This is a genomic window from Asticcacaulis excentricus (genome assembly GCF_003966695.1).
In the GTDB taxonomy this organism is placed as follows: Bacteria; Pseudomonadota; Alphaproteobacteria; order Caulobacterales; family Caulobacteraceae; genus Asticcacaulis; species Asticcacaulis excentricus_A.
In genome coordinates, this window is sequence record NZ_AP018827.1 from 1169364 (window position 1) to 1191298 (window position 21935).

Sequence of the window (21935 nt, forward strand, 5' to 3'; positions counted from 1 at the left end):
AAACTCCATGTCCATCATAGACTCTGTCGGTCGCCTCGAAAAAAACGATCCCGCCCCGCTCTATCTGCAACTGCAAAAGGTGTTGCGCGAAGCCATCCGCGCGCGCGTCTTTGTGGCCGATGACGCCATCCCGCCCGAACGCGATCTGGCCGAAGCCTTTGACGTCTCACGCATTACTGTGCGCAAGGCCATTGACGGGCTGGTCAACGAAGGGCTTCTGACGCGCCGTCGCGGGGCCGGCACCTTTGTCGCCGCCCGCGTCGAAAAGAGCTTTTCCAAGCTGTCCTCCTTTTCCGAAGACATGATCTCGCGCGGCCGCAAACCGCACAGCGTCTGGGTCAGTAAGTCGGAAGGGGCCGTCACCCCCGAAGAAGCCCTGTCTCTGGGTCTGTCGCCCGGTTCGCTGGTCTATCGCTTTCACCGCATCCGGTATGCCGACGATTCGACCATGGCGCTGGAATATTCGACCATTCCCGGCTATTGCCTGCCTTCGATCGAAGCGGTCGGCGATTCGCTCTATGCGGCGCTGGAAACCTCCGGCCACCGTCCGGTGCGCGCGCTTCAGCGCCTGCGCGCTATCTCCTTTTCGCGCGATCAGGCCGAACAGTTGAATGTCACAGCCGGTGAGCCCGGCCTGTTTATCGAACGGCGTGGTTTTCTGGCCGACGGGCGCGCCGCTGAATTCACCCAGAGCTATTATCGCGGCGACGCCTATGATGTGGTCGCCGAACTGAACGATCTCTAGAGCGAAATGACTTTAGGTGGAAACGCCATTTCGCTCTAAATTTTTGTTTTGTCGCGATGTTTTTGCGAAAAAACCGCTCACACTTTTGGCTTCGCCGAACTTCGTTTCCGCACATCGCTCTAAGCCAAACACGCCTTTTGACTTTTGCGCGTAATCGGGCATCGTCCCCCTCTGCATCATCAGGCGGGGAGACAGCCAATGAGTGATCCGAAGACCGCGGTGCAACGCCTGCCCTCTCTGGATGTCCTGCGCGGCCTGACGGTCATCGGCATGATCCTCGTCAATGCGACGGCAGGCATGTATTACGGCCTTCAGGCCAAGGTTTTTCCGCTGCTTCTGCACGCCCACTGGGAAGGACTTAAGATCGCGGATGTGGTCTTTCCGGCCTTCCTGACCATGGTTGGCCTGTCAATCCCCATGGCCCTACACAAGGCCAAGATGACGACGGGCCTCGATGCCGCTCAGGCCCGCAAGATCGGCTGGCGCGTCGTTCGGCTGTTTCTCATCGGCTGGCTGTTGTCGAACCTTGGCTGGCTGGCGCATTTCGATGGCGAGCCCTGGCGCTTCTGGGGCGTGCTGCAACGCATCGGCCTCGTTTATGGCGCAGCGGCGGTGCTGTTCCTGTGGTTTGGGCCGAAGACGCGACTGGGGATCGGTGCAGCCATCCTGCTGCTCTACTGGCCCCTGAGCCTGCTTCCGGCGCTTGATGGCTTGTCGGGCGATATCTGGGAGCGCGGCCACAATTTCATCGCCTCGGTCGATCGCCTGATGTTCGGCGCGGGCGGCCATAACTACGTCAAGGGGCCGGAAGGCTACGACCCCGAAGGCCTGCTCGGCACCCTGCCCGCCCTCGCGCAGGCTTTGCTCGGCATGGCGGTGGGTGAGTTCCTGATGCAAAGCCACAGGCGCAGCGCCCTGACCCTCGCCGGGGCAGGCGCGGTTCTGCTGATCGTCGGCGCAGGCTGGGGCTTTGTCTTTCCGGTTATCAAGGACATCTGGTCGTCCTCCTTTGTGCTGGTGACGACGGGGATCACCTTCCTGGCTCTGGCGCCGCTGCATGCGTGGCTTGATAATCGCGACACCCCACTGCATGGCCCCCTCAGCCTGCCCGTAACCTTCGCCAGCGCCTTTGGCCTCAACGCCATTGCCGCCTATGTGCTGCATTTTCTGATGAACCCGCTGCTCGGCTGGGATTTACTGACCCAAACCTATGTCTTGAGCCGCGCCACAGTGGGCGAGGCCGTGGCAGCCCTGTTTCCCGTCGCCCTGTTCATTCTCTGCGTCTGGCTGCCGGTCGAATATCTGCGCCGCAAGGGTTGGATCATAAAGGTTTAAAGCCGCCATTTAGCCCAATTTATATCCAATTTTACCGTTAGGGGCGACCATTTCGGGGGCGAAAATCGCTGCCAAACAATTGAAACCAAGTTTTCTATAGACAAAATAGCGATTTTGCTCTCCTATCTGGACAATACCAAAATGCAGAATAGGTCCTATAGATCATGAATGCGTCTCCCCCGGAAAAAGCCCCCAGTCTTGTCGTCACCATGGGCCTGATTGGCCTGATGTTCTTCATCTTCGGTTTTGTGACCTGGCTGAACGGACCGCTGATCACCTTCGTCAAGTTCGCCTTCGACCTTGATGATGTCGGCTCCTTCATGGTGCTGATGGTGTTCTATATGTCCTATTTCGTGCTGGCCCTGCCCTCGGCCTTCATCCTGAAGGTGACGGGCATGAAGAAGGGCATGGCGCTGGGGCTTTTGGTCATGGCGGTGGGCGCCGCCATGTTCGGGCAGTTCGCCACCCATCGCATCTATGTCGGGGCCATGACGGGCCTGTTCACCATCGGCGCGGGTCTGGCGCTGCTGCAAACGGCGGCCAACCCCTATATCTCCATCGTTGGCCCCATCGAATCGGCGGCGCAGCGCATCGCCGTCATGGGCATTTTCAACAAGCTGGCAGGCATCGCCGCTCCCTTCGTCTTCGGCGCTCTGGTGATGAGCGGCATTACCGAGTTCGGAGCCAAGCTGGAGGCCACGACCGACCCCGCCGCCCGCGAGTTGCTGCTCAGCGGCTTCGCGCAAAAGGTCCTGTGGCCCTATATGGGTATGGCTGCCCTGCTGGTGGCGCTGGCTGTCTTCGTGCTGAAGTCGCCCCTGCCCGAACTTAAGGGCGAGTCTAAGGCCGAGATTACTTCGCAAAAAGGCGGCAAGGGCCTGTTCGCTCACCCCAACCTGTTCTTCGGCGTCCTGTGTATCTTCCTCTATGTCGGTGTTGAAGTCATGGCCGGTGACGCCATCGGCACCTATGGCGCGGCCTTTGGCCTGCCGCTCGACCGCACGGTCCTGTTCACCTCGCTGACCCTGGCCGGTATGCTGGTCGGTTATATCGTTGGCTGGATCGTCATTCCGCGTTTTGTTTCGCAGGAAAAATACCTCGCCTTCTCAGCCATTCTGGGTGTGCTGTTCACTCTGGGGGCCTTCCTGACCAAGGACTATGTCTCGGTTGGTTTCGTCGCCGCCCTGGGCTTTGCCAACGCCATGATGTGGCCGGCTATCTTCCCGCTGGGCATCCGCGGCCTTGGCCGTCATACCGAGATCGGCTCGGCCCTGATGATCATGGGCATCTGTGGCGGGGCCATCCTGCCGCGCCTCTATGTTGGTCTGGCTGAGGCCATACCGTTCCAGACGGCCTTCCTCGTGGTGATGGCGCCGGCCTATCTCTACATCCTGTTCTTCGCCCTGTTCGGCAGCCGCGTGGCGGCCAAGGGGTAAAGGACGTGGATATGACGCAGTACTTCCTCGGCATAGATGGCGGCGGCTCCAATTGCCGCGCGCGTCTGCGTGACGCCGAAGGCCGCCTTCTGGGCGAAGGCATGAGCGGGTCGGCCAATATCCGTCTGGGGCTCGACCTCGTCTGGGGCCACATCCTCGAGGCCACGGATCAGGCGCTGGCGCAGGCCGGACTGACGCGCGAGGCCTTTGCTCGCACCGCGATCGGGTTGGGTCTGGCCGGTATCACCACCGCCGAAGACGCCGCCCGCACGATTGCCGCCGGGCCGCGCTTTGCCTTTGCGTCGGCCGGAACCGACGCTCACGCCGCCGTGCTGGGGGCCTTTTCGGGCCGCGACGGCGCGATTCTGATCACCGGCACCGGCTCGGCGGGCTATGCCTGGGTAAAGGGCAAGGGTCATGCGGTCGGCGGCTGGGGCTTTGAAGTCTCCGACGATGGGTCTGCGGCTGTTCTGGGCCGCGAAGCGACGCGCGTCGCCCTGCACGCCTATGATGGCCTTGCGCCGCGCAGCGCCTTCACCGACGCCGTGATGGCGCGCTTCAACGATCAGCCGTCGCAGGTCGTGGCCTGGGCGACGACGGCGCGCCCCAAGGACTACGGCACGCTGGCCCCGCTGATCCTGTCGCACGCGCAGGACGGCGATGCCGTGGCCGTGGCCCTGATCGAACAGGCGGCCCGTGATCTGGGCCGCTATATCCGCCGCCTGAACGAGCTGGGGGCCGCGCAGGTCTGCCTTGTCGGCGGCATGGCGGGCGTGCTGACACCGTGGCTGGCCCCGTGGACCCGGCCGCTTCTGGCCACGCCGGAACAGGACGCCATCGAAGGCGCGCTGCTGATGGCCAAGGGCGCAGGCAATGGCCTGAGTTCGGTTACTAGTGAGGTTGTTTCGTGAGTTTTACCCTTTCTAATGCCCGCCTTGTCACGCCGGTCGGCGTCGTCGAAGGCTCCCTGACCATCGACGGTGACCATATCACCGCCATCGGGGCCGAAACCGGCGGGCTTGATCTCGAAGGCGGCTATCTGCTGCCGGGCTTTATCGACACGCAGGTCAATGGCGGGGGCGGTGTGCTGTTCAACGACACCCCGACCGCCGAAGCCATTGCCGCCATCGGGGCCGCGCATCGCACCTATGGCACGACGGGCTTCTTCACCACCCTGATTTCGGACGATCTGAGCGTGGTGGACAAGGCCCTGCGCGCCACCGAAGCCGCCATCGCCCAGGGTGTGCCCGGCGTGCTGGGCATCCATATCGAAGGGCCCTTCCTCAATGTAAAGCGCAAGGGCACCCACGACGAGAGCAAGTTCCGCCGCCTCGATGCTGAGGCCGTGCGACTTTTGTCCTCGCTCAAAGCGGGTAAGGTGCTGGTGACGCTGGCCCCCGAACTGGCCGCCCCGGAGGACATCCGGGCGCTGGCCGAGGCGGGCGTGATTATCGCCGCTGGACATACGGACGCCACCTATGCCGAAGCGCGGCGCGGCTTTGAGGCGGGCATTACCGGCGTCACCCACCTCTACAACGCCATGTCGCCCCTGTCGCATCGCGCGCCGGGTGTCGTCGGGGCCGTGCTCGAAAGCGACGACATCTATGCCGGCATCATCGTCGATGGGGCGCACGTCGATCCGGTGGCCCTGAAGATCGCGCTGAAAAGCCGCCCGCATGACCGCTTCATGCTGGTGACCGACGCCATGCCGACGGTGGGCTCTGCCACCAAGCACTTTAACCTGATGGGTAAGGATATCCGCGTCGAAAACGGCGTCTGCGTCGGGCCGGACGGCACTTTGGCCGGGTCCGATCTTGATATGGCTACCGCGGTGCGCAACAGCGTTCAGATGCTGGACCTGCCGCTGGAAACGGCTTCGATGATGGCCTCCGAAGCCCCCGCGCGCTTCATGAAGCTGCCCAGGACCTACGGCCATCTGGCGGTCGGCGCGCGTGCGGACCTTGTATGGCTCGATGCCGACCTTCAGGTGCGCGGCGTGTGGATCGGCGGTCAATCGGACGAGGCCCTGCGCAAGGCCGCGTAACCGGTTTAAACCCTACCAAAGACGAAACGCCCGGCTGATCGCTCAGCCGGGCGTTTTGATTACGACAGAACTACGATCACCACCCGGCGGTTGGCCGCGCGGCCTTCTACTGTGGAATTCGGTGCAACGGGCTGTTCCGCCCCGTAAGAGATAGAGGCCATACGATTCAGCGCCACGCCCTGACTGTTCAGGAAGCGCTTCACGCTGTCGGCGCGGGCATTGCCGAGGCGATAGTTGATGTCATCCGTCCCGGTCGAATCGGTAAAGCCCTGAATTTCCAGATAGACATTCTTGTTGTCGCGCTTCAGCCGCGCGGCGAGGTCGGCCAGCACCTGTTTGCCCTGCTCAGACAGAACGGCCTTATCAGTGTCGAACCTGATGGAATCATCGCTCAGAACGACGGAATAGTTGAACTTGCCTTCGGCCAGCTTGCCCGCCGCCGTGGCGCGGCTCAGCGCCTCCTGCGTCGTCTGATCGAGTTGCGTGAGACGGGTCTCCTGCTGGTCGATCCGGCCATTGGTCGCCGTAATCTTGTCATCGACGTACTTGTGGCTGGCACAGGCCGTCACGGACAGCATAAGGGGGATCGCCACAAGCAGGGCCCCGGATTTTAAACGCGTCATCGAAAACCTTTCTGTTCACGAATCCACCCATTTCCGCCACGCCCTTTGATTGATAAGGCAAAAATCGACCGAAAAAGGGCACGTGCTGGCCGTCGGTTGCGAACCGCATCGTCCTTTTATATTTCGGTCAGCACCCAGCTGGCGTCGTCATGCGGCTTGAAACGCGGGTAGCGCAGCCCTTCCGGATCGGCGCGTTCGATGTTGCGTAAGCGCTCGATCAGCGCGTCCCCCTGCCCGGCCTTTAGCCCCTCCCGCACCTCGGCAAAGGGCACACCATAGGCCCCCCACAGGTCGTAAAAACCGTCCGTAGCCATCAGCACAGAGTGCACGCCGGCCACCGGGACGCGCGTGACCTGCATCCCCGCCAGACAGGCCGTATCGAGGCTCAACACCCAATAGCCGCCAGCCGTATTCATTTTCGAGCGGTTATCGCGCAACAGCGGATCAAGCTGGGACCGCGCCGCCTTCAGTCCGATCGGCCCCTGTTCGGCGCGCATGGCGACCAGTCGCTCAAGTGCTGCCGCATCGAGCGCTTCCAGAACCTCACCACCCGGCAGGGCCGTCACCGCACCGTCCGGGGCGATCAGCCACACCTTGACGTCACCCAGTACGCCGATTTCCAGCGTGTCCCCCTCACGTCGCATCACCGCGGCCCCCGCCGATGGCATGGCCCACGGGGCGTCGGGCAAGGGGCCAGCCGCCTCATAAACCGCCCGCGCCGCCTCTATGGCCGCGCTCAGGCGCTCATGCACGCTACCGGTCGTGTGGGCCAGCCTGTCCGAAACGAAGTGCGCAAACCACGCGGCGTCGCTGGTCCCCGCCATGCGCGATGGCCCCAGCGACGTGGCCCCATCGAGCAGCCACACAGCGTCGCCCGCTGCCCCCAGCGCGTCCTCATTATAGATGCCGCCACGATCCGAGCCCTGAGACACGATACGCATCAGGCGCTCCTTTAAACCGGCATATAGGCGTCAAACCACTCACCGCGCGTCAGGCGGCCGTCGATCTTGCAGATGACATCGACGCGCGCGCGGATACACACGGCCTGATCGGCGACGCGCACCACCTGCTGATCGAAGATGATCTTGGCCCGTTCACGCCGCACCTTTGAGCGCACTTCGAACACCTGCCCGCCGGTGAGCGAGTTCACGAAGTCGATCTCCATATGCGAGGTCATCAGGAAGATGTTCTGCGGGATCAGATCGGCGAACTTGACGCCCTGATGCTCCAGGAATTCGTGCCGCGCATATTCCATATAGACCAGATAGTTGGCGTTATTGACCACGCCCTGCGCGTCGCATTCGGAATCGCGCACCTTGAGCGTAGTAATGAAAACGCCGTCTTCGACACGGTTGAGCATAGGGCACCTCCGCATGACGGCGTAACCGGTGCCGGTATGAACCGCAAGGCTGAAACTAAGAAAGGCAGGCCCTAAAAGCCTGCCTCCTGAAAATTCAGATTCAACACCCAGTCATCAGGCGATAATGTCCGGGCGGATGCGGTCTTCCAGCGTGCTGATCTGATCGCGGACAGCTAGCTTCTTGCGCTTGAGGCGCGCAATCAGGATCTGATCCGGCAGGGGCATGGTTTCCAGCGCCAGAATCGAATCATCGAGATCCTTATGCTCCTGACGCAGGTGCGCCAGTTGCGTACGCAGATTGACCGTTTCGGCATCCAGCGGCAGGGACGCGATGGCGGGATCGGTTTCGCGCAGGACGGGTTCAAGGTCATCCTTCTGGTATTCCAGCGCCTCTTCGGTCACCAGTTCCAGATTGCTGTGATCAAGGTCTTCACGATGGATCACCCGGCGTTCGAGGTCGCTGCTCGATTCGACCGGCGTGTTTTTCACCAGTTGCAGCGAGTCGGGACGGAAAAGAGCGCGGATATTGCTGTCATCGTGCATGTGGACCAGCTCCGGTTCGTTCTGAATGGGACATTCTGAAAGGGCCAGGCTGTTCCCGTGTACGCACCGGACGGCCTGTGAACATTAAGCATTATACCTCAAAAAACCGCGCTCCGAAAGGGCATCGCAGAAGGCATTCAGCGGATTTCGCGGCACAACCCGCGCCCATAGCCGCGCCACGGCCAGCAGGTTGTCGCGCGCCGCCTTTTCCGGTTCAGCCGAGCCGCCCCCGACCAATGCCGCGAGGGCCGCCATCTGAGCGCGTTCGGCCTCGATCTCCAACGCCTTGATGCGTATGCGTAAGGCTTCGCGGTGGGCGTCGTCCATGTCCCCGACCACCGCGCGCATCCGCTGACGGATGCTGCGCAACGGCACGACGACTGTATCGGCATAGGCGCGCGATATATCGACGGCCGCCTCCACCGTCTCGTCGTCCAGCGCCACGCCGCGCACTCCGGCCCACACGGCAAACAGCACCAGCGGCACGTTCTGCCCGTGCGTGTCCTGAAGCTCAAGGCACAGAGACGGCACGCCCTCGCCCGCATAGGCCCTCAGCGCCCAGTCCCAGAAGGCGGTGTCACTCATCCTTAAGTCCGTTCCAGCGCGTCATCGGCGCATCGAGGCCGAACAGGTCCAGCGCCCGCGCCACGCTCTGATCCACCATCTCCTGCAAGGACTGCGGGCGGGTGTAGAAGGCCGGCACCGGCGGGGCGACAATGGCCCCCATCTCGGTTACGGCGGTCATGGTGCGCAGATGCCCCAGATGCAGCGGGCTTTCGCGCACCATCAGCACCAGCCGCCGCCGCTCTTTCAGCACCACATCGGCGGCCCGGCTGATCAGGTTGGAGGTCACGCCCGTGGTGATTTCGCTCATCGTCTTGATCGAGCACGGGGCGACCAGCATCCCCAGTGTGCGAAAGGAGCCCGAAGCAATCGACGCCCCGATGTCGCCGACCTTATGCACCTGATCGGCCAGGGCGTTGAGATCGCCAATCGTCAGGTCGGTTTCCGCATTCAGGGACAGTGCCGCCGCCCGCGACACCACCAGATGGCTTTCGATCTTAAGCTCACGCAGCATTCGTAGTGCGGTGATACCATAGACCGCACCGGACGCTCCGGATATGGCTACGATAAGTCTTTGATTAGCTTCCGCCATTGCCGCGCGTCCTTTTTGTTGCCACAATAAGTGGCTCATAAGATTAAGCTTTTACTAAATATGAATCTCGCAAATCCGTGATCGGATGTAATGGATCGTGATTACACAGTAAAGCGTTTTGGGTGTTCCCTATACGTGTTCAGGCCTCGATCCGACCACGGAGAATGTGGGAAAAGGGATGGGGTTCCGGTCGGCAGTATCCTCTTCCGGCCCAGTCTTACGAGCAAAGGAGATAGCTCATGAGCATCGAAGCGAGAGTGCGTGAACTTGATCACCGTCATCAGGTCCTCAAGGACACCATCGCCCGCGAATCGCGTTCGCCTTCGGCGGACTCGCTCTATCTCAAGGAACTTAAGCGTAAGAAGTTGAAACTGAAGGATGAAATCGACACTATCAAAGCCACTCTGCGACAGGAACGAACGTATGAGACTCTCCAGTGATGGGGGGTGATGGCTTTTTGAAACACGAACGCCGGAGGGGACACCTCCGGCGTTTTTTTGTGGCAAAGTCATCCGGGTTCAGGGGCTTGCTCGCTACTTGACCGCTATTTCGAACGGGCTGACCGGAAGGGTGGCGTCGGTGAGATTGCACACCGGCGAGTCCCCCCAGCAGTAGCGCACGCGGGTGGCCGAAGCCGCCGAAGGTCCGCTCAGCACCAGCGTGTCACCGGCCAGGCGCGCCTCGGCGTACTGACAGCTTCCAACGCCCTCGCCACACAGTTCAAAGCGCACAGCCGCCTGTCCATCGCTGGTTTTCAACGCACCGTCGAGCTGAGCGAAGCGCACGCTTAGCTGCCCGTTGGCGCGGGTGGCTTCGATCGGGACGCCACCGGAGGGCGACAGCGCTGCCTTATAGATCAGGCTTTGCGCCGCACGCGACAGGCGCTTGCCCACGGTCAGCTTGTCGCGCGGGTGGATGTCGAGCGGATTGCCGATGTCGATGGTAACGGCATAGGCGGCGCGCTTGTCATTCAATGCGGCGCGGCGTTGCGCCTCACGCACCCCTGACCAGCCGGACTCGACGGGCGCGGTGGGGATGGTCCCGAAATTGGCCAGTTGCACCAGCAGGAAGGCCGTATCCGGCCCGAACTGCTGCCGCCAGTCGGCCATCAACCCGGCCATCAGCGCCTCATACTTCGCCGCTTCGCCCGTATTGGATTCGCCCTGATACCACAGCGCCCCGGTCAGGGCATACGGCCCGATGGGGGCGATCATCGCCTGATGCAGGGTGATCAGGCCACCGGTCGGGTCCCAAGGCGCGGTCGGCGGGAAGCGGACGTTTTGCGGCGGCTGCCAGTAGCGCCAGCCGGTTTTTAAGGGCTTGGCCGTGCCGTTGGCCAGCCGCAACTCACGCACGGCATCGCCATACATGCCGCCCTTGGCCCACAGATCAACGGCCTGAACCACGATAAGATTATCACCGGCTTTCAAGGTGCCCGCGGGCAGTTTGTAGGCGCGCGGCGAACCGGGCGCGGAGGTGTAACCGATGGCGACGCCATTTACAAAGGTCAGGTCGAGATCGTCAATGGCCCCCAGGCTGAGCGTTGCGCCCGCTTTTGCCTCTTCGGCGCTGAGTTTGACATTGATGGCGTACCACAGCGGCCCATTGTAGTCGCTTAGGGCCTTGACCCCCCAATCATCGAAATTACGGCTGACATCAGGGACGGCGGCCCAGCCGCTCAGGGCCTGCGGCGTCACCGCCCACGGCGTCCCCGGCCCGCCTGCGGCCTGCCACCATTGCTCAAAGACCTGCCCATAGGCCCCGGCCCCCTTGACGGTATCGGAGGCATAGGCGTCGAGCATGTCGAGCCCCTCCTGATAACCGCCGATCTTTTGCAGGGCGGCGCGGCTCATCCACGGCTGAATCTTCGACCCGCCCCAGGAGGCATTGATCAGGCCGATGGGCACATTGACGTGCGTTTGCAGATCGCGAGCAAAATTATAGCAAACGGCTGACCAGTTGGGCGTGGTGGCGGGGGACGCCGTCTGCCATTCGGTCGGGGTGACGAAATGCGATTGCGGCGTGAAGGCCTGCGTCTTCTGCACCGTCATCATGCGGATGGTCGGGTTTGCCGAGGTGGCAATCTGCTCCGCCGCCCCGATGGTGTCCTTCAGGTTCCATTCCATGTTCGATTGACCGGAACAGAGGAAGACATCCCCAACCAGCACATCGGACACCGCCTGTTTCACTGCACCCGCTGAGGCCATTAGCACATAGGGACCACCCGCTGGCATGGGCGGCAGTTCGGCGCGCCAATGCCCGGTCGCGTCCGTCAGCGCCGTCACGCGGGCAGAGCCGAAGCTCAGCGTCACCGTCTCGCCCGGCCGGGCCTCGCCCCAGACGGGGACGGGCCGGTCACGCTGAAGCACGGCGTGGTCGCGGAACACCTCAGCCAAGATGGGTTTGTCCTGCGCCTGCGCCGCCATAGGCAGGCTGAGCGCGATAAGACCGGCAAGCCAGTGTCGTCGCATGGTAATAACTCCCTGTGTGTTCTTGTTAGCGCTAACGCTAAGGCCGAAAGGCCCCACAGGTCAACGGCAAAAAGCCCTATGCCGTCTAACGCTTTACCGCCCTCATCGCCTCGGTAATGGCCACGGTTTTCACGCTGACCGTGGTGACGCGCTGCAACAGGTCGATCACCGTCTCCTTATAGTCGGCAAAGCGGTAGGTGTTGAACTTTTCGCGGATGGTTTTGTCCTTCGGCGTCTTTTCCTTGTACTGATCCAGCACCCAGTCGATGGCCGAGCGGTTGCCGAGGCGATAGTCAAAGGCCTCAGACGGCACGCCGGTCAGCACGGTTTCGGAATCGAGCGTGATCATGCCGTTTTGCGCGTCGGATTTCAGCTTGGGCGTCGGATGAAGACCCGCCGCACGGGCGCGCGTGTCGGGTGTATCCACCCGCGTCAGACCGAACGGCTCAACGCCTTCATAGCCGATATGCAGGTCGAGCAGGGCCTGCCCCCAGTCGCGCCAGCGGGCGAAATCGTCATACAACGGTACGCGCGGGAAGTCGCGTTTGAGGTTCTGCGCATAGGTTTCGCGATAGACCGGGTCGTGCAGCACGCCGTAGCAATAGGCAAAGATGTCGTCCTTCGACACCTGGCCCTTGCCGTACTTCGCCTCAAAGGTTTTCAGCCCCCAGTCGGTAATATTGTCGATCCGCTCGCCTTCGCTATTAAAAAAATAACGTGCAAAACAAACAGACCCAGCCCCACTTCCGACGAAGTGTAAATCAACCGGTCTTTTGCTACATCCTACCAACCACGGCTTTTGAGCAGTGGGATCGGTGAATACAATTATTTTATTATCTTTCCTATATTTTTCTCCAAAAAATTGAGGATTTATGCTAGGCCTATCAATCATTAATGGAGATAAATATAATTTTAACGATACAAAAGGCCTATAATTTACATTAACTATATAATTATCATTGTAATTCTCAGAATATCTAGATTTTATTTTTCTATCCATGGTTTCTGAAAGTTTGATTTTCTCAGATAATTTAGACTCACTTATTTTTAATTTTTCAAACTCGGAAATAAACTCCTTTACTTTTGACTCTACTTCATCAGACCTTTTACCATATACCCAGTCGTCTCTATTTGTTGATATTCCCAAAGAGAATTTACGAAATATGGCCCGTCCTTTTGAGCCAGCAATTCCGGACTTAACATCCTTCGACCCGATGAAAAGTTCATCCACAAATTGCTCATCAGGATGATTCAGCCAGTATCCCTCTGCGTCTTGTTCAATTTGAACCCAACGGATGCCAGTTGGCGAATTGGACGCAAGCCATGCAAGCTTATCCTCTTTGCGAGCACCTATTGGCGGGTGTGCGTAATACAACTTTGCCGATGATTTAGCCTTTGATTTATGATCTTTTTTGACTAAAAAAGAAATGGCCACCCCTGTGCCGATGTCAAACACACTCTCACCAGCTGCCACCCCCTCGCCTTTATAGTCACCCCCCAAATCAACAATAAATATATCTGAAAACTCAGATGCAACAACCTTTCTAAAGCCGTCAAAATTCTTGCCGTCTAAAAATTTTCTATTTGTCACAAATGCAATTACTGAGCTTTTATCCGACCTGTCAGAAGACCATCTAAAAAATTTAACGAATGGATCGTAAAGTTTTGTCTTTTGAGCAGATGAAAACTTCAAATAAGTTTCTTTAATGCGCCTATCTACATCTTGATATTTTCTATTTTTATTATTTTCGCCCGATCTTTTTTGATTAGCGTTGTAGGGCGGATTGCCGATTATTACGCTAATTGTCTTTTGGTTCTGGCGTTTGACACGAGCGATATTTTCATCTGAAAGCGCTGCGAACATGTCGTGCTGATGGCCGGAATGCAGGCCCAGCGCCGCCACATTGTCCAGCGTATCGACAAAGCACAGATTGGGGTATTCGGCGAACTGCCCCGTGGCGGCGGCATAGGTGGCTTCGATATTCAGATTGGCCACGTAATAGGGCAGGATAGCCACTTCGTTGGCGTGCAGTTCTTCCTTGTATTTGCGGTGCAGCTTGTCCGGCTGGCCTTTGAAATAGTCGATCAGCTCACAGATAAAGGTGCCCGTGCCGGTGGCGGGGTCGAGGATTTGCACATCCTTGTCGATCAGGCTGCGGCCAAAGTGCTTTTGCGTCAGCCAGTCGGCGCCTTCGATCATGAAGCGCACGATCTCATTGGGCGTATAGACCACCCCCAGCCGGTCCGCCGCCTTGGGGTTATAAACCTTGTAGAAGTTTTCGTAGATCACCTTGAGGAAGGTCTGTTTTTCGGCGTGGCTGGTGATCATGGCGGCGTTGGCGCGGATGGCCGAATAATAGGCCTCCATAGCCTTCAGCGTCTCGCGCTTGACCGCCCCGGTGAAGAATTTGGCCTCAAGGCCGTAAAGGGCCTGCGCGATATTGTTTTCGCGGTGGAAGTCGCCCTCATTAAAGACGTGGGCGAAGATTTCCTCGGTCAGGATGTGCTGGATCAGCATTTCGCGCACATCGGTTTCGGTCACGGCGGGGTTGATGGTGGCCTTGGCCTGCGCCAGAAAGGCCTCCGCCGCCGTCTTGAACGCCGCATTGCCGGCATAGGCGTCGTCGATGCGCTCGCGCAGGGCCTCCAGCACGGCGGGCAGGTCGCTCTTGAACTGCGCCACGGCGCGGCGGAAATCGGCGATCTCCTTGCGCTCATAGGCAAAGAACAGCGACAGGAGACGGTTGAGTTCCTTGGTGTCCAGCATCTGCGCCCGCATCACCTCATTGCCGTTCTGGATCAGGACGGCGGTGTGCGAGTTTTCGAAGATGATGTTATCGGTGGGGTAGCCTTTCAGGCGCTTCTTGCGGATTTCCTCGTCAAGGTCGTCCTGGGTGTCCTTCGACTCCCAATAGCCCAGCGGGACGCGCAGGTCGTGCAGAATGGTGCCGTCGGGGATGACCGCCGTCTTTTGCGCGCTTTCCTTGCGCAGTTCGGGGGCGAAGACCAGACCCGACTGCTTGGCCCAGCCTTTGAGCAGGTCCTTGAAGGCTTCGCGGATCACCGATTCCGACAGGGAACCGGACACCTTTTTCAGGGTGGTCAGTTCGTTGAGAAATTGCTGGATCAGTATCTGGCTCAATGGTGGCGCTCCCCGCGTCGATTCCCGCCGCCACAGTGGCGCAGGTGCATTGCCGGATGCAACCCTGAATAAGATTTACGTGACCCGTGCACAAAAAAAAGCCAGCGTTTCCGCTGGCTTTTTCCGTTTTGATGGCCGCGTGGCCGATCAGTATTCGTCGTCTTCCTCGTCGTGGACGGGCTTGGACGGGGCCGAGCCGAAAACGTCTTCGACCGTCAGGTCGGCCTTGCGGCTATAGGTGTCTTCTTCGTCGTCGAACGGCACCACGACCGGAGCGGCGGGTTGCAGCGACGGATCGTCCAGCGGGATGCCCAGCTTTTCGGCCTGCTTGCGCTTCACTTCGGCGGCCTTTCTGACGGCGGCGTCCAGCTCGATCTGGGACACGAGACCCAGCGTCACCGGATCAACGGGTTTCAGGTTGGCGGCGTTCCAGTGGGTGCGGTTGCGCACCTGCTCAATGGTGGTCTTGGTGGTGCCGAGCAGCTTGGAAATCTGCGCATCCGTGACTTCCGGGTGGTTCTTGACGAACCAATAGATGGCGTCCGGGCGGTCCTGACGGCGCGACACGGGCGTGTAGCGCGGGGCCTTCTTTTGCGGCTTCAGCAGTTCGGCGTGGCGGCTCTTTTGCGCCTGCATACGGTAGGCCGGCGTCTTTTCCGCCTTGTCCAGTTCTTCGCGGGTCAACTGACCATTGGCGATCGGGTCGGCCCCGCGGATGTCGCGCGCCACTTCGCCGTCGGCAATACCTTTCACTTCGAGCAGGTGCAGGCCGCAGAAATCGGCGATCTGCTCGAACGAGAGGCTGGTATTATCGACCAGCCACACGGCGGTCGCTTTCGGCATCAGGATATCGGCCATATTCAGTCTCACAAATAGCTACGCCCGGCCTTTGCGACCGGGCGTGAGGGAATTCTTGTCACCGCTATAGACCGATTTTTCATCGAAGGGAATAGGATTATCAGCGACAAAGCGGGGTAGCGGTTTTTGGCCTCGACAGAAACTGCCGCTCACCATAGATTGCACATAATACCGCCAGATCAGGGGAAAAGAGATGACCGTCGCCGCTTCCCTCGCCCTGTGGCTTCTGGCCGCCGCGCCTGTCGAACAGGCACCGCCGCAACCGCCCATCTATGCGATGCGTGATCAGGTGCGCCGGGCAGCCTTCGACCCCTCAACCTATTTCGACGATCCACAGTTTGATCTGATCTATATCACGTATCACGGCGATGACTATGACTGGCCCTACTATGCCATTGCGGTCCGCCGGAACTGCGATCACGGAACAAAGGAAGGTTGTGAAGTACGGTTTCAGGCTCGGCGGGTTAAGGTTCCCGTCGAACCAAGCGAACGCCCGCGTAAGAGCGGTAGCCGTTTTGTCCACAAGGTGATGCAAAACGCCGAGGGGTCTGCGGACCTGCGCCCGGTACTGGATCAGGCCGGATTGATGTGGGAAGAGACGGACCTGAAGGCCTGTCCCCATGCGATTAAGGTGCTGGCGGAAGCTTCCGGTCTGGAGTGGGTACGCAAAACCACCGTTGCCCCCGTCAAGGGAGACGAAATCCGCATCGCACTGCACGCGGACAAGATCACGGTCGCTTTTAACGACTATTTGCAGGAAGCGACCTATTACGGCGCGCTACACGAAGGCACGCCCGCTGCATGGGCTAACACACTGGCTCAGACGCTGGAGCCCTGCTGGACGCCAGCCAAAGTGCCGCCGCCGTGGCGCAAGTGAGGGGCTACCACCTCAGCACCACCTTGCCCGCGTGCTGGCCGCTATCGAGATAGGCCTGCGCCGCCCCGGCGTCGGCGGCATCGAACACCTTGGCCAGCACCGGGCGGATGGCCCCGCCTTCGATCAGCGGCCACACCCGTTCGGCCACCGCCGCGCTAAGGCGGGCCTTTTCGTCGGCGCTACGCGGCCTGAGCATCGAGCCGGTCAGTATGCCCTGCTTCTGCATCAGGCGCGGCAACTCGATTTGGGTGGTGTTGCCGCGGATCATGCCAACCTGCACGATGCGCCCCCGGTGTTTGAGGCACAGGATGTTTTTGGGCGTGTAGTCCCCCCCCATGATGTCGAGCACCACATCGGCCCCGCCAAGGTCTTTGACCGGGGTGACAAAATCGCTGTCGCTTGTGTCGATCACGTGATCGGCCCCCAGCGCCTTCACCCACGCCGCCCTCTCTGCCCCGCGCACCGTGGCGATGACATTGGCGCCAAAGCCTTTGGCCATCATCACCGTCATCGAGCCGATACCGGAATTGGCCCCGTGGACCAGCACGGCCTCACCCGCCTGCAACGCGCCGTGCTCCATCAGATTGGCATAAACGGTCAGGCACACTTCGGGCAGACCCGCCGCCTCGGCGTCGCTCAGAGCGCGCGGCACGGGCAGGAGGTGGCGGGCATCGACGCTGACGAATTCGGCATAGCCGCCGCCATTGACCAGGCTGCACACGCGGTCACCTGCTGTCCACAGATTTTCGTCGCTGTTGACGGCTTCGACCGTTCCGGCGACCTCAAGGCCCATAATCGGCGACGCACCGGGCGGCGGCGGGTAGCTGCCCTGCCTTTGCAGGATGTCGGGACGGTTTACGCCGGCGTGGCTGACCCGAATTAACACATGTCCCCGCCCCACTTCGGGACGCGGCACATCGCCCACATACAGATCATCGGCAGAGTGGCCGCCTTCGCGGATGAGAATAGCTTTCATGATCAACCGTGCCGCTTGCTTTCTTCGTCCCATAGGGGTTTTATAGGACATGTAGAGACATTTATAACCAGCGCAACGGTTCGCGCGCTGGCTGCAAAGGTTTCCAAGCCCTGATATACCCCCAGAGGAGACGCCGCATGTCGGACGAAGAAGCGTTCACCCCCGCTTTTCGCTCAGGCACCGGGCCGGGCGGGCCGCTGAATGCCTTGATCCATGAGGATCTGAGCGGTTATTCGGTCATCGACCTCAAGGAGCGCATCAGCGCGCTTGAGGCCGAAATCGTGCGTACCCGGACCATGCTTGACTCCAAGCAAAGCGGTCGCAGCGCGGCGGAAGCCCTGTTCTCCTTCAAGGGGAGTTAGGGCTTTGTTAGGGGGCGGCGTGGCAGGTGCGCGCCCCGTCCTGTCGCTTCGGGTGGCACGCCCGTTGCAGGACGATCAGTGACCTCAGGGGTGCCGTTTGGGCCCCTTACGTATTGTGTGTTTTGAGATTTTCCGAAGGCCAGCCATGTCCGATACCGGTGCCGTAGTTTCCTTGTCCCAGCGTGCGGACCTCGTGCGTGATTTTGCCCGTTCGGACCTGTTCGACCGGACCTTCCGCGAAGGCATGGGTCTGGTCGAAGAAACGGCCTCCTATCTGGACGGCGATGGCCGCCGCGACTCGCGCATCCTGAGCCGCGAAGACGCCCTGCTCTATGCCGGTGAGTCCATGCGCCTGACGACGCGCCTGATGCAGATCGCCTCGTGGCTGCTGGTGCAGCGTGCCGTGCGCGAAGGCGATATGGAAGCCACCGACGCCTGCGACGAAAAGTATCGCCTGTCGGCCGCCGCCCAGAGCGAATATGGCGACCAGCTCAAGGTGCTGCCGCAGGGGCTTTTGGAACTGCTGGACCGTTCCAACCGCCTGTATGACCGCATCTCGCACCTCGATCGCCGCATGTTCGTCGAAGCCGAGGCGGACAAGCCGCAGACCAATCCGGTGCTGGATCAGATGGCCCTGCTGCGCAACACGTTTGGCAATCTCTGATACCCTCCTCCCCTGTAGCGAAGCGGGCGGGATGGAAAAACTTGCCCCCGGCCCGCTTTTGGGGCAGGACGAGGCGATGACCTCGCAACTCTACCTCATCACGCCACCCCGCATTGCCGACCACGCCGCCTTTGCGCGCGCTCTGGACGACGCCCTGTCGGCTGGGCCGGTCCCGGCCCTGCAAATCCGCCTCAAAGACGTGTCACTGGATGAAATCCGCGCGCTAACGCGGCTGATCACGCCGATCGCCCACCGGCACGGCACCGCGGTGCTGATGAACGACCATGTCGATCTGGCGAAGGAATTGCGTCTTGACGGCGTGCACGTGGGTCAGTCCGACACGCCCTATAAGGAGGCGCGCAAGCGGCTGGGGACCGAGGCCATGATCGGCGTCACCTGCCACAACAGCCGTCATCTGGCCATGGAAGCCGCTGAGGCCGGGGCCGACTACGTCGCCTTCGGGGCCTTCTATCCCACCGCCACCAAGACGGTCGAACACATGGCCGAACTGGACACCCTGACCATCTGGCAGGAGACGATGGAAGTCCCCTGCGTCGCTATCGGCGGCATCACCGCAGCAAATGCGGCCGAAGTCTCCGCCGCCGGAGCCGACTTTATCGCCGTATCCGGCGCCGTCTGGACCCATCCGGACGGCCCGGACGCCGGCGTCAGGGCGCTGCTGGCGGCGATTTAGGGCCGCACCGCCTCCAGTCATAGTACTGCCAGCCCAGCGCACCGGTGTAGAGCGTCAGGCACAGGGTGTCCCCCGGTTCGGTCTTGCGATAGGTCTGCGTTCCAATAGGCAACTTGCGGACCTGCGTTACAGGCCCCCAAGGCTCCACGCGCACAAACTTGGCCCCATAGCGTCCGGACGTCTTGCTTAGCACCTCAGTTTCAAAAGACTGCGGGGGCGCCGTCTCATAGGCGCCGTTGGCCAAGGTGAGGGTACTGAAGGCGTAGATCAGATTTACGGGCAGGATCAGCCAACTTATGACGCGACGATCCCCCATTTTTTGTACGATCAGCAAACCGAGCGCCGCGACCAGAGCGCCCCCCAAGATCGCTGCCTCATCAACGGGCTCAAACCGGAAATAAGCGACCACTGCTGTCGTCACCACAGGCCAGACCGCTATATGCCAGACGGGCAAGGTCCGGCGGGGTTGGCCGAAAAACGACCAGCGCCCACCCGACAGGGCTGGCAGCCCACATACCAGCAGCGGAATAAGCACGGCAATCACCCGAACGGGCGGATAGCCGCTGATCAGCGTCCAGAAGGCCACCATGCCGGAGAAGCCTGAGAGGACGCCAAGAAACGCTTTATGGTTATAAATCCGCGCTTCGCGAACCTCAGCCGGACCAAAGGCAGGGTTGGTGAGCAGTGCCCTGTTCTTGAACGTCTCGTCCGTGGCCTCCAGATCGGGCAGCCCGTTCAGCCAGTCCGCAAGAGCGGTTTGCGCGCCGCCAAATAAGGACACCTTTATACGCCATAAGTCGCCGTCCAGGGTCCGGACCTCTATAAAGGTTCCGTACTTAGAGGTCTTGAGGCCCCAACCCAGCACCTCCTGCCGTCGCAATCTGTGAACCTTGAAGACGGCTCGCCATTCGACCGCCTCAGCATCAAGTTTCAGATAGGCAAAGTAGCTGCTGATGTAGGTAACCCCTAAGACCACCGCGCCGCTCAGGCTTATGCCACATATGAGCAGGCGCAGTGAAAGGCGCTCGTCTGTGGAGACGATGAGCCCCAGCAGGAAGATCCCCACACAGAAAAGCAGCGGCAAGATGATCTCGTGCCGGTCGTATTTCGTGCGACGAAAGGTTTTTCCGACTGACATGCCCTACCCTGAGTGAGGGGATACAAAGGGTCCCGCCCACAGTCAACCAGAGCGCAACGCGCGTCTTACTCCACCGCCGCCGAAGGTGACGGCCAGCCGACCGACATTTCGACGATGACCGGTTGAAGCGCCTGCATATTGGGGTTGGAGGACGCCACCTGCGTGTCGCCGACAATATCGCTGGTCAACTGACCGGTGTGGCTTTCCGGCGGCGCGAAGCGCAGGCTCAGCACGCAGTCGCCCGACATCAGGCCGAGCGTGCCGCCCTTGAAGTCCGCCGCGTAACCGCCGTAGTCCCAGTCAAAGCCATAGAGATCGAACCCCTTGCCATTGGCCGCCTCAACCGCTTTCAGCGCAGAGCCGATGCGGATATTGCCGGGGCCGGACCACTGCACCGCGCCGCGACCGATGCGCACATCGGCCACCTGCGTCTTGGCTTCGTCCCAGAAGGTGACCACCACCTTGCGCGCCGGATCGTCAGGATAGAGGACGACGGCACTTTCGGTCGTGCCTTCCGGACCTGGCACGGTTTCTTCGCGTGCTTTTCCGGCATAGGTCTGAAGCAGTTGTGCCGCCGTGGCCGATTTGGCCACTGGCGTTTCGCACGAAAGAGTTTGCGCGCTCTGATCCGCTACAGAAGACGACGAGACGCCTGAGCCTTCGTCCGATGCTGTCGGCTTGTCCGGCTTGCCACAGGCCGTCAGGGTCAGAAGGGCCATAAGGGCTATACCCGTCGGCTTAAGCATGTCGCGCTCCTCTCCATCTCAATCAGCGTTACCATGCGCTGTCTCGCATAAAAAGTCGATTCCCGCTGCGGCTTCGCGGCCCCCTTGCCTCGTCTGGGGTAAGCGTGTAGTAACGCGCGCAAACTCTTCTGGGCCTGTGCGCTCGCTCCTTGACAAGTCGAATCCATGAAAATCAACGCCAATACCATCAAACCGGGCATGATCCTCGAATATCAGAACGGTCTGTGGGCCGTCGTGAAGACCGAGCACGTGAAGCCCGGTAAGGGCGGCGCCTTTGCCCAGGTCGAAATGAAGAACCTCGTCACCGGCACCAAGCTGAACGAGCGCTTCCGTTCCGACGACACGGTTGAGCGCGCCGTGCTGGAGCAACGCGACCATTCGTACCTCTACGAAGACGGCGACATGCTGGTGTTCATGGATCAGGAAAACTACGAGCAGATTTCGCTGTCGAAGGACTGGGTCGGCGAAGATCAGGTCCGCTTCCTGCACGACGGCATGATCGTCGTTATCGAATCCCACGAAGGCAAGCCGATCGGCATGAGCCTGCCCGACACGGTGGTGCTCGAAGTCATCGAAACCGAGCCGACCATCAAGGGCCAGACCGCCTCGTCTTCCTACAAGCCCGCCAAGGCCTCCAACGGTATGCGCGTCATGATCCCGCCCTTCATGGGCACGGGTGAGCGCATCGTCGTTTCGACCGAAACCGGCGAATATATGCGCCGCGCCGATTGATCCTCCGCTTCCCCTGTACGCCTCGCGAACGGG

The 21935-nt window shown here is 60.6% G+C and carries 23 protein-coding genes; 11 read left to right on the forward strand and 12 right to left on the reverse strand.

What is annotated here, in order from left to right; all coding sequences use genetic code 11:
• Window positions 1-7: 7 nt before the first annotated feature.
• From EM6_RS05345 to nagA, 5 genes are all read left to right on the forward strand, one after another.
• Complete coding sequence (locus EM6_RS05345; RefSeq protein WP_126420833.1) at window positions 8-745, forward strand: GntR family transcriptional regulator; 738 nt, start codon at window positions 8-10, stop codon at window positions 743-745.
• A gap of 198 nt (window positions 746-943) precedes the next feature.
• Window positions 944-2080, forward strand: a complete 1137-nt coding sequence (locus tag EM6_RS05350) for an acyltransferase family protein (protein WP_126420835.1) — start codon at window positions 944-946, stop codon at window positions 2078-2080.
• 164 nt (window positions 2081-2244) lie between these two features.
• Entirely contained in the window at window positions 2245-3516 is a 1272-nt protein-coding gene (locus EM6_RS05355; RefSeq protein ID WP_126420837.1) for a sugar MFS transporter, read from the forward strand.
• A gap of 11 nt (window positions 3517-3527) precedes the next feature.
• Entirely contained in the window at window positions 3528-4427 is a 900-nt protein-coding gene (locus EM6_RS05360) for a BadF/BadG/BcrA/BcrD ATPase family protein (protein WP_126422895.1), read from the forward strand.
• Entirely contained in the window at window positions 4424-5560 is a 1137-nt protein-coding gene (nagA, locus tag EM6_RS05365) for an N-acetylglucosamine-6-phosphate deacetylase (protein WP_126420839.1), read from the forward strand. Before EM6_RS05360 ends, nagA begins: the two co-directional genes overlap by 4 nt.
• 59 nt (window positions 5561-5619) lie before the next feature.
• On the opposite strand, the gene EM6_RS05370 is transcribed toward nagA, so the two are convergent.
• The 6 genes from EM6_RS05370 to EM6_RS05395 all read right to left on the reverse strand — a co-directional run bounded on the left by EM6_RS05370 (window position 5620) and on the right by EM6_RS05395 (window position 9242).
• The gene (locus tag EM6_RS05370) at window positions 5620-6183 is read right to left on the reverse strand and encodes an OmpA family protein (protein WP_126420841.1); all 564 of its coding nucleotides are present in this window, start codon (window positions 6181-6183) and stop codon (window positions 5620-5622) included.
• A 116-nt stretch (window positions 6184-6299) separates the two neighbouring features.
• Window positions 6300-7124, reverse strand: coding sequence for a protein phosphatase 2C domain-containing protein (locus EM6_RS05375; protein WP_126420843.1), 825 nt, complete (start codon window positions 7122-7124; stop codon window positions 6300-6302).
• An 11-nt stretch (window positions 7125-7135) separates the two neighbouring features.
• Window positions 7136-7543 (reverse strand): acyl-CoA thioesterase, encoded by a 408-nt coding sequence (locus tag EM6_RS05380; protein WP_126420845.1) that lies wholly within the window; start codon window positions 7541-7543, stop codon window positions 7136-7138.
• 114 nt (window positions 7544-7657) lie between these two features.
• Entirely contained in the window at window positions 7658-8086 is a 429-nt protein-coding gene (locus EM6_RS17555; protein WP_232037104.1) for a YdcH family protein, read from the reverse strand.
• A gap of 84 nt (window positions 8087-8170) precedes the next feature.
• A complete protein-coding gene (locus EM6_RS05390) occupies window positions 8171-8671 on the reverse strand; it encodes a TIGR02444 family protein (protein WP_126420847.1) in 501 nt (166 codons plus the stop codon).
• The gene (locus EM6_RS05395; RefSeq protein ID WP_126420849.1) at window positions 8664-9242 is read right to left on the reverse strand and encodes a UbiX family flavin prenyltransferase; all 579 of its coding nucleotides are present in this window, start codon (window positions 9240-9242) and stop codon (window positions 8664-8666) included. Before EM6_RS05395 ends, EM6_RS05390 begins: the two co-directional genes overlap by 8 nt.
• Before the next feature lie 239 nt (window positions 9243-9481).
• Here EM6_RS05395 and EM6_RS05400 point away from each other — a divergent pair, with 239 nt between their 5' ends.
• Complete coding sequence (locus EM6_RS05400; RefSeq protein ID WP_013479202.1) at window positions 9482-9682, forward strand: DUF465 domain-containing protein; 201 nt, start codon at window positions 9482-9484, stop codon at window positions 9680-9682.
• 93 nt (window positions 9683-9775) lie between these two features.
• On the opposite strand, the gene EM6_RS05405 is transcribed toward EM6_RS05400, so the two are convergent.
• The 3 genes from EM6_RS05405 to EM6_RS05415 form a co-directional block, all read right to left on the reverse strand.
• Complete coding sequence (locus tag EM6_RS05405) at window positions 9776-11713, reverse strand: sialate O-acetylesterase (RefSeq protein ID WP_126420851.1); 1938 nt, start codon at window positions 11711-11713, stop codon at window positions 9776-9778.
• An 85-nt stretch (window positions 11714-11798) separates the two neighbouring features.
• Window positions 11799-14855, reverse strand: a complete 3057-nt coding sequence (locus tag EM6_RS05410; protein WP_126420853.1) for a type ISP restriction/modification enzyme — start codon at window positions 14853-14855, stop codon at window positions 11799-11801.
• A 147-nt stretch (window positions 14856-15002) separates the two neighbouring features.
• A complete protein-coding gene (locus EM6_RS05415; RefSeq protein WP_126420855.1) occupies window positions 15003-15713 on the reverse strand; it encodes a DUF1013 domain-containing protein in 711 nt (236 codons plus the stop codon).
• A 193-nt stretch (window positions 15714-15906) separates the two neighbouring features.
• Between EM6_RS05415 and EM6_RS05420 the strand changes: the two genes are divergently transcribed.
• On the forward strand, window positions 15907-16590 hold the full coding sequence (locus EM6_RS05420) for a hypothetical protein (protein ID WP_126420857.1): 684 nt from the start codon (window positions 15907-15909) through the stop codon (window positions 16588-16590).
• A 4-nt stretch (window positions 16591-16594) separates the two neighbouring features.
• Here the strand turns inward: EM6_RS05420 and EM6_RS05425 are convergent, their stop codons facing one another.
• On the reverse strand, window positions 16595-17566 hold the full coding sequence (locus tag EM6_RS05425) for an NAD(P)H-quinone oxidoreductase (protein WP_126420859.1): 972 nt from the start codon (window positions 17564-17566) through the stop codon (window positions 16595-16597).
• A 137-nt stretch (window positions 17567-17703) separates the two neighbouring features.
• Here EM6_RS05425 and EM6_RS05430 point away from each other — a divergent pair, with 137 nt between their 5' ends.
• The 3 genes from EM6_RS05430 to thiE all read left to right on the forward strand — a co-directional run bounded on the left by EM6_RS05430 (window position 17704) and on the right by thiE (window position 19286).
• The gene (locus EM6_RS05430; RefSeq protein WP_126420861.1) at window positions 17704-17928 is read left to right on the forward strand and encodes a DUF1192 domain-containing protein; all 225 of its coding nucleotides are present in this window, start codon (window positions 17704-17706) and stop codon (window positions 17926-17928) included.
• A gap of 145 nt (window positions 17929-18073) precedes the next feature.
• Window positions 18074-18592, forward strand: a complete 519-nt coding sequence (locus EM6_RS05435) for a DUF1465 family protein (RefSeq protein WP_013479208.1) — start codon at window positions 18074-18076, stop codon at window positions 18590-18592.
• A 76-nt stretch (window positions 18593-18668) separates the two neighbouring features.
• The gene (gene thiE / locus EM6_RS05440; protein ID WP_126422899.1) at window positions 18669-19286 is read left to right on the forward strand and encodes a thiamine phosphate synthase; all 618 of its coding nucleotides are present in this window, start codon (window positions 18669-18671) and stop codon (window positions 19284-19286) included.
• On the opposite strand, the gene EM6_RS05445 is transcribed toward thiE, so the two are convergent.
• Both EM6_RS05445 and EM6_RS05450 read right to left on the reverse strand, forming a co-directional pair.
• Complete coding sequence (locus EM6_RS05445) at window positions 19261-20424, reverse strand: hypothetical protein (protein ID WP_126420863.1); 1164 nt, start codon at window positions 20422-20424, stop codon at window positions 19261-19263. The two genes, thiE and EM6_RS05445, sit on opposite strands and share 26 nt — an antisense overlap.
• 65 nt (window positions 20425-20489) lie before the next feature.
• Window positions 20490-21170 carry a hypothetical protein gene (locus EM6_RS05450; protein WP_126420865.1) on the reverse strand — a complete coding sequence of 227 codons (681 nt, stop codon included), beginning with the start codon at window positions 21168-21170 and terminating at the stop codon, window positions 20490-20492.
• 165 nt (window positions 21171-21335) lie between these two features.
• Here EM6_RS05450 and efp point away from each other — a divergent pair, with 165 nt between their 5' ends.
• Window positions 21336-21902 carry an elongation factor P gene (efp, locus tag EM6_RS05455; RefSeq protein WP_126420867.1) on the forward strand — a complete coding sequence of 189 codons (567 nt, stop codon included), beginning with the start codon at window positions 21336-21338 and terminating at the stop codon, window positions 21900-21902.
• Window positions 21903-21935 lie beyond the last annotated feature (33 nt).

Excerpts from the sequence above, each read along its gene's own strand:
- thiE (WP_126422899.1), top strand. The coding sequence starts at position 18,669 with ATGACCTCGCAACTCTACCTCATCACGCCACCCCGCATTGCCGACCAC.
- EM6_RS05400 (WP_013479202.1), top strand. The coding sequence starts at position 9,482 with ATGAGCATCGAAGCGAGAGTGCGTGAACTTGATCACCGTCATCAGGTC.
- EM6_RS05350 (WP_126420835.1), top strand. The coding sequence starts at position 944 with ATGAGTGATCCGAAGACCGCGGTGCAACGCCTGCCCTCTCTGGATGTC.
- efp (WP_126420867.1), top strand. The coding sequence starts at position 21,336 with ATGAAAATCAACGCCAATACCATCAAACCGGGCATGATCCTCGAATAT.
- EM6_RS05390 (WP_126420847.1), bottom strand. The coding sequence starts at position 8,671 with ATGAGTGACACCGCCTTCTGGGACTGGGCGCTGAGGGCCTATGCGGGC.
- EM6_RS05445 (WP_126420863.1), bottom strand. The coding sequence starts at position 20,424 with ATGTCAGTCGGAAAAACCTTTCGTCGCACGAAATACGACCGGCACGAG.
- EM6_RS05415 (WP_126420855.1), bottom strand. The coding sequence starts at position 15,713 with ATGGCCGATATCCTGATGCCGAAAGCGACCGCCGTGTGGCTGGTCGAT.
- EM6_RS05355 (WP_126420837.1), top strand. The coding sequence starts at position 2,245 with ATGAATGCGTCTCCCCCGGAAAAAGCCCCCAGTCTTGTCGTCACCATG.
- EM6_RS05405 (WP_126420851.1), bottom strand. The coding sequence starts at position 11,713 with ATGCGACGACACTGGCTTGCCGGTCTTATCGCGCTCAGCCTGCCTATG.
- EM6_RS05370 (WP_126420841.1), bottom strand. The coding sequence starts at position 6,183 with ATGACGCGTTTAAAATCCGGGGCCCTGCTTGTGGCGATCCCCCTTATG.
- EM6_RS17555 (WP_232037104.1), bottom strand. The coding sequence starts at position 8,086 with ATGCACGATGACAGCAATATCCGCGCTCTTTTCCGTCCCGACTCGCTG.
- EM6_RS05425 (WP_126420859.1), bottom strand. The coding sequence starts at position 17,566 with ATGAAAGCTATTCTCATCCGCGAAGGCGGCCACTCTGCCGATGATCTG.
- EM6_RS05375 (WP_126420843.1), bottom strand. The coding sequence starts at position 7,124 with ATGCGTATCGTGTCTCAGGGCTCGGATCGTGGCGGCATCTATAATGAG.
- EM6_RS05395 (WP_126420849.1), bottom strand. The coding sequence starts at position 9,242 with ATGGCGGAAGCTAATCAAAGACTTATCGTAGCCATATCCGGAGCGTCC.
- EM6_RS05435 (WP_013479208.1), top strand. The coding sequence starts at position 18,074 with ATGTCCGATACCGGTGCCGTAGTTTCCTTGTCCCAGCGTGCGGACCTC.
- EM6_RS05380 (WP_126420845.1), bottom strand. The coding sequence starts at position 7,543 with ATGCTCAACCGTGTCGAAGACGGCGTTTTCATTACTACGCTCAAGGTG.
- EM6_RS05450 (WP_126420865.1), bottom strand. The coding sequence starts at position 21,170 with ATGCTTAAGCCGACGGGTATAGCCCTTATGGCCCTTCTGACCCTGACG.
- EM6_RS05420 (WP_126420857.1), top strand. The coding sequence starts at position 15,907 with ATGACCGTCGCCGCTTCCCTCGCCCTGTGGCTTCTGGCCGCCGCGCCT.
- EM6_RS05345 (WP_126420833.1), top strand. The coding sequence starts at position 8 with ATGTCCATCATAGACTCTGTCGGTCGCCTCGAAAAAAACGATCCCGCC.
- EM6_RS05430 (WP_126420861.1), top strand. The coding sequence starts at position 17,704 with ATGTCGGACGAAGAAGCGTTCACCCCCGCTTTTCGCTCAGGCACCGGG.
- EM6_RS05360 (WP_126422895.1), top strand. The coding sequence starts at position 3,528 with ATGACGCAGTACTTCCTCGGCATAGATGGCGGCGGCTCCAATTGCCGC.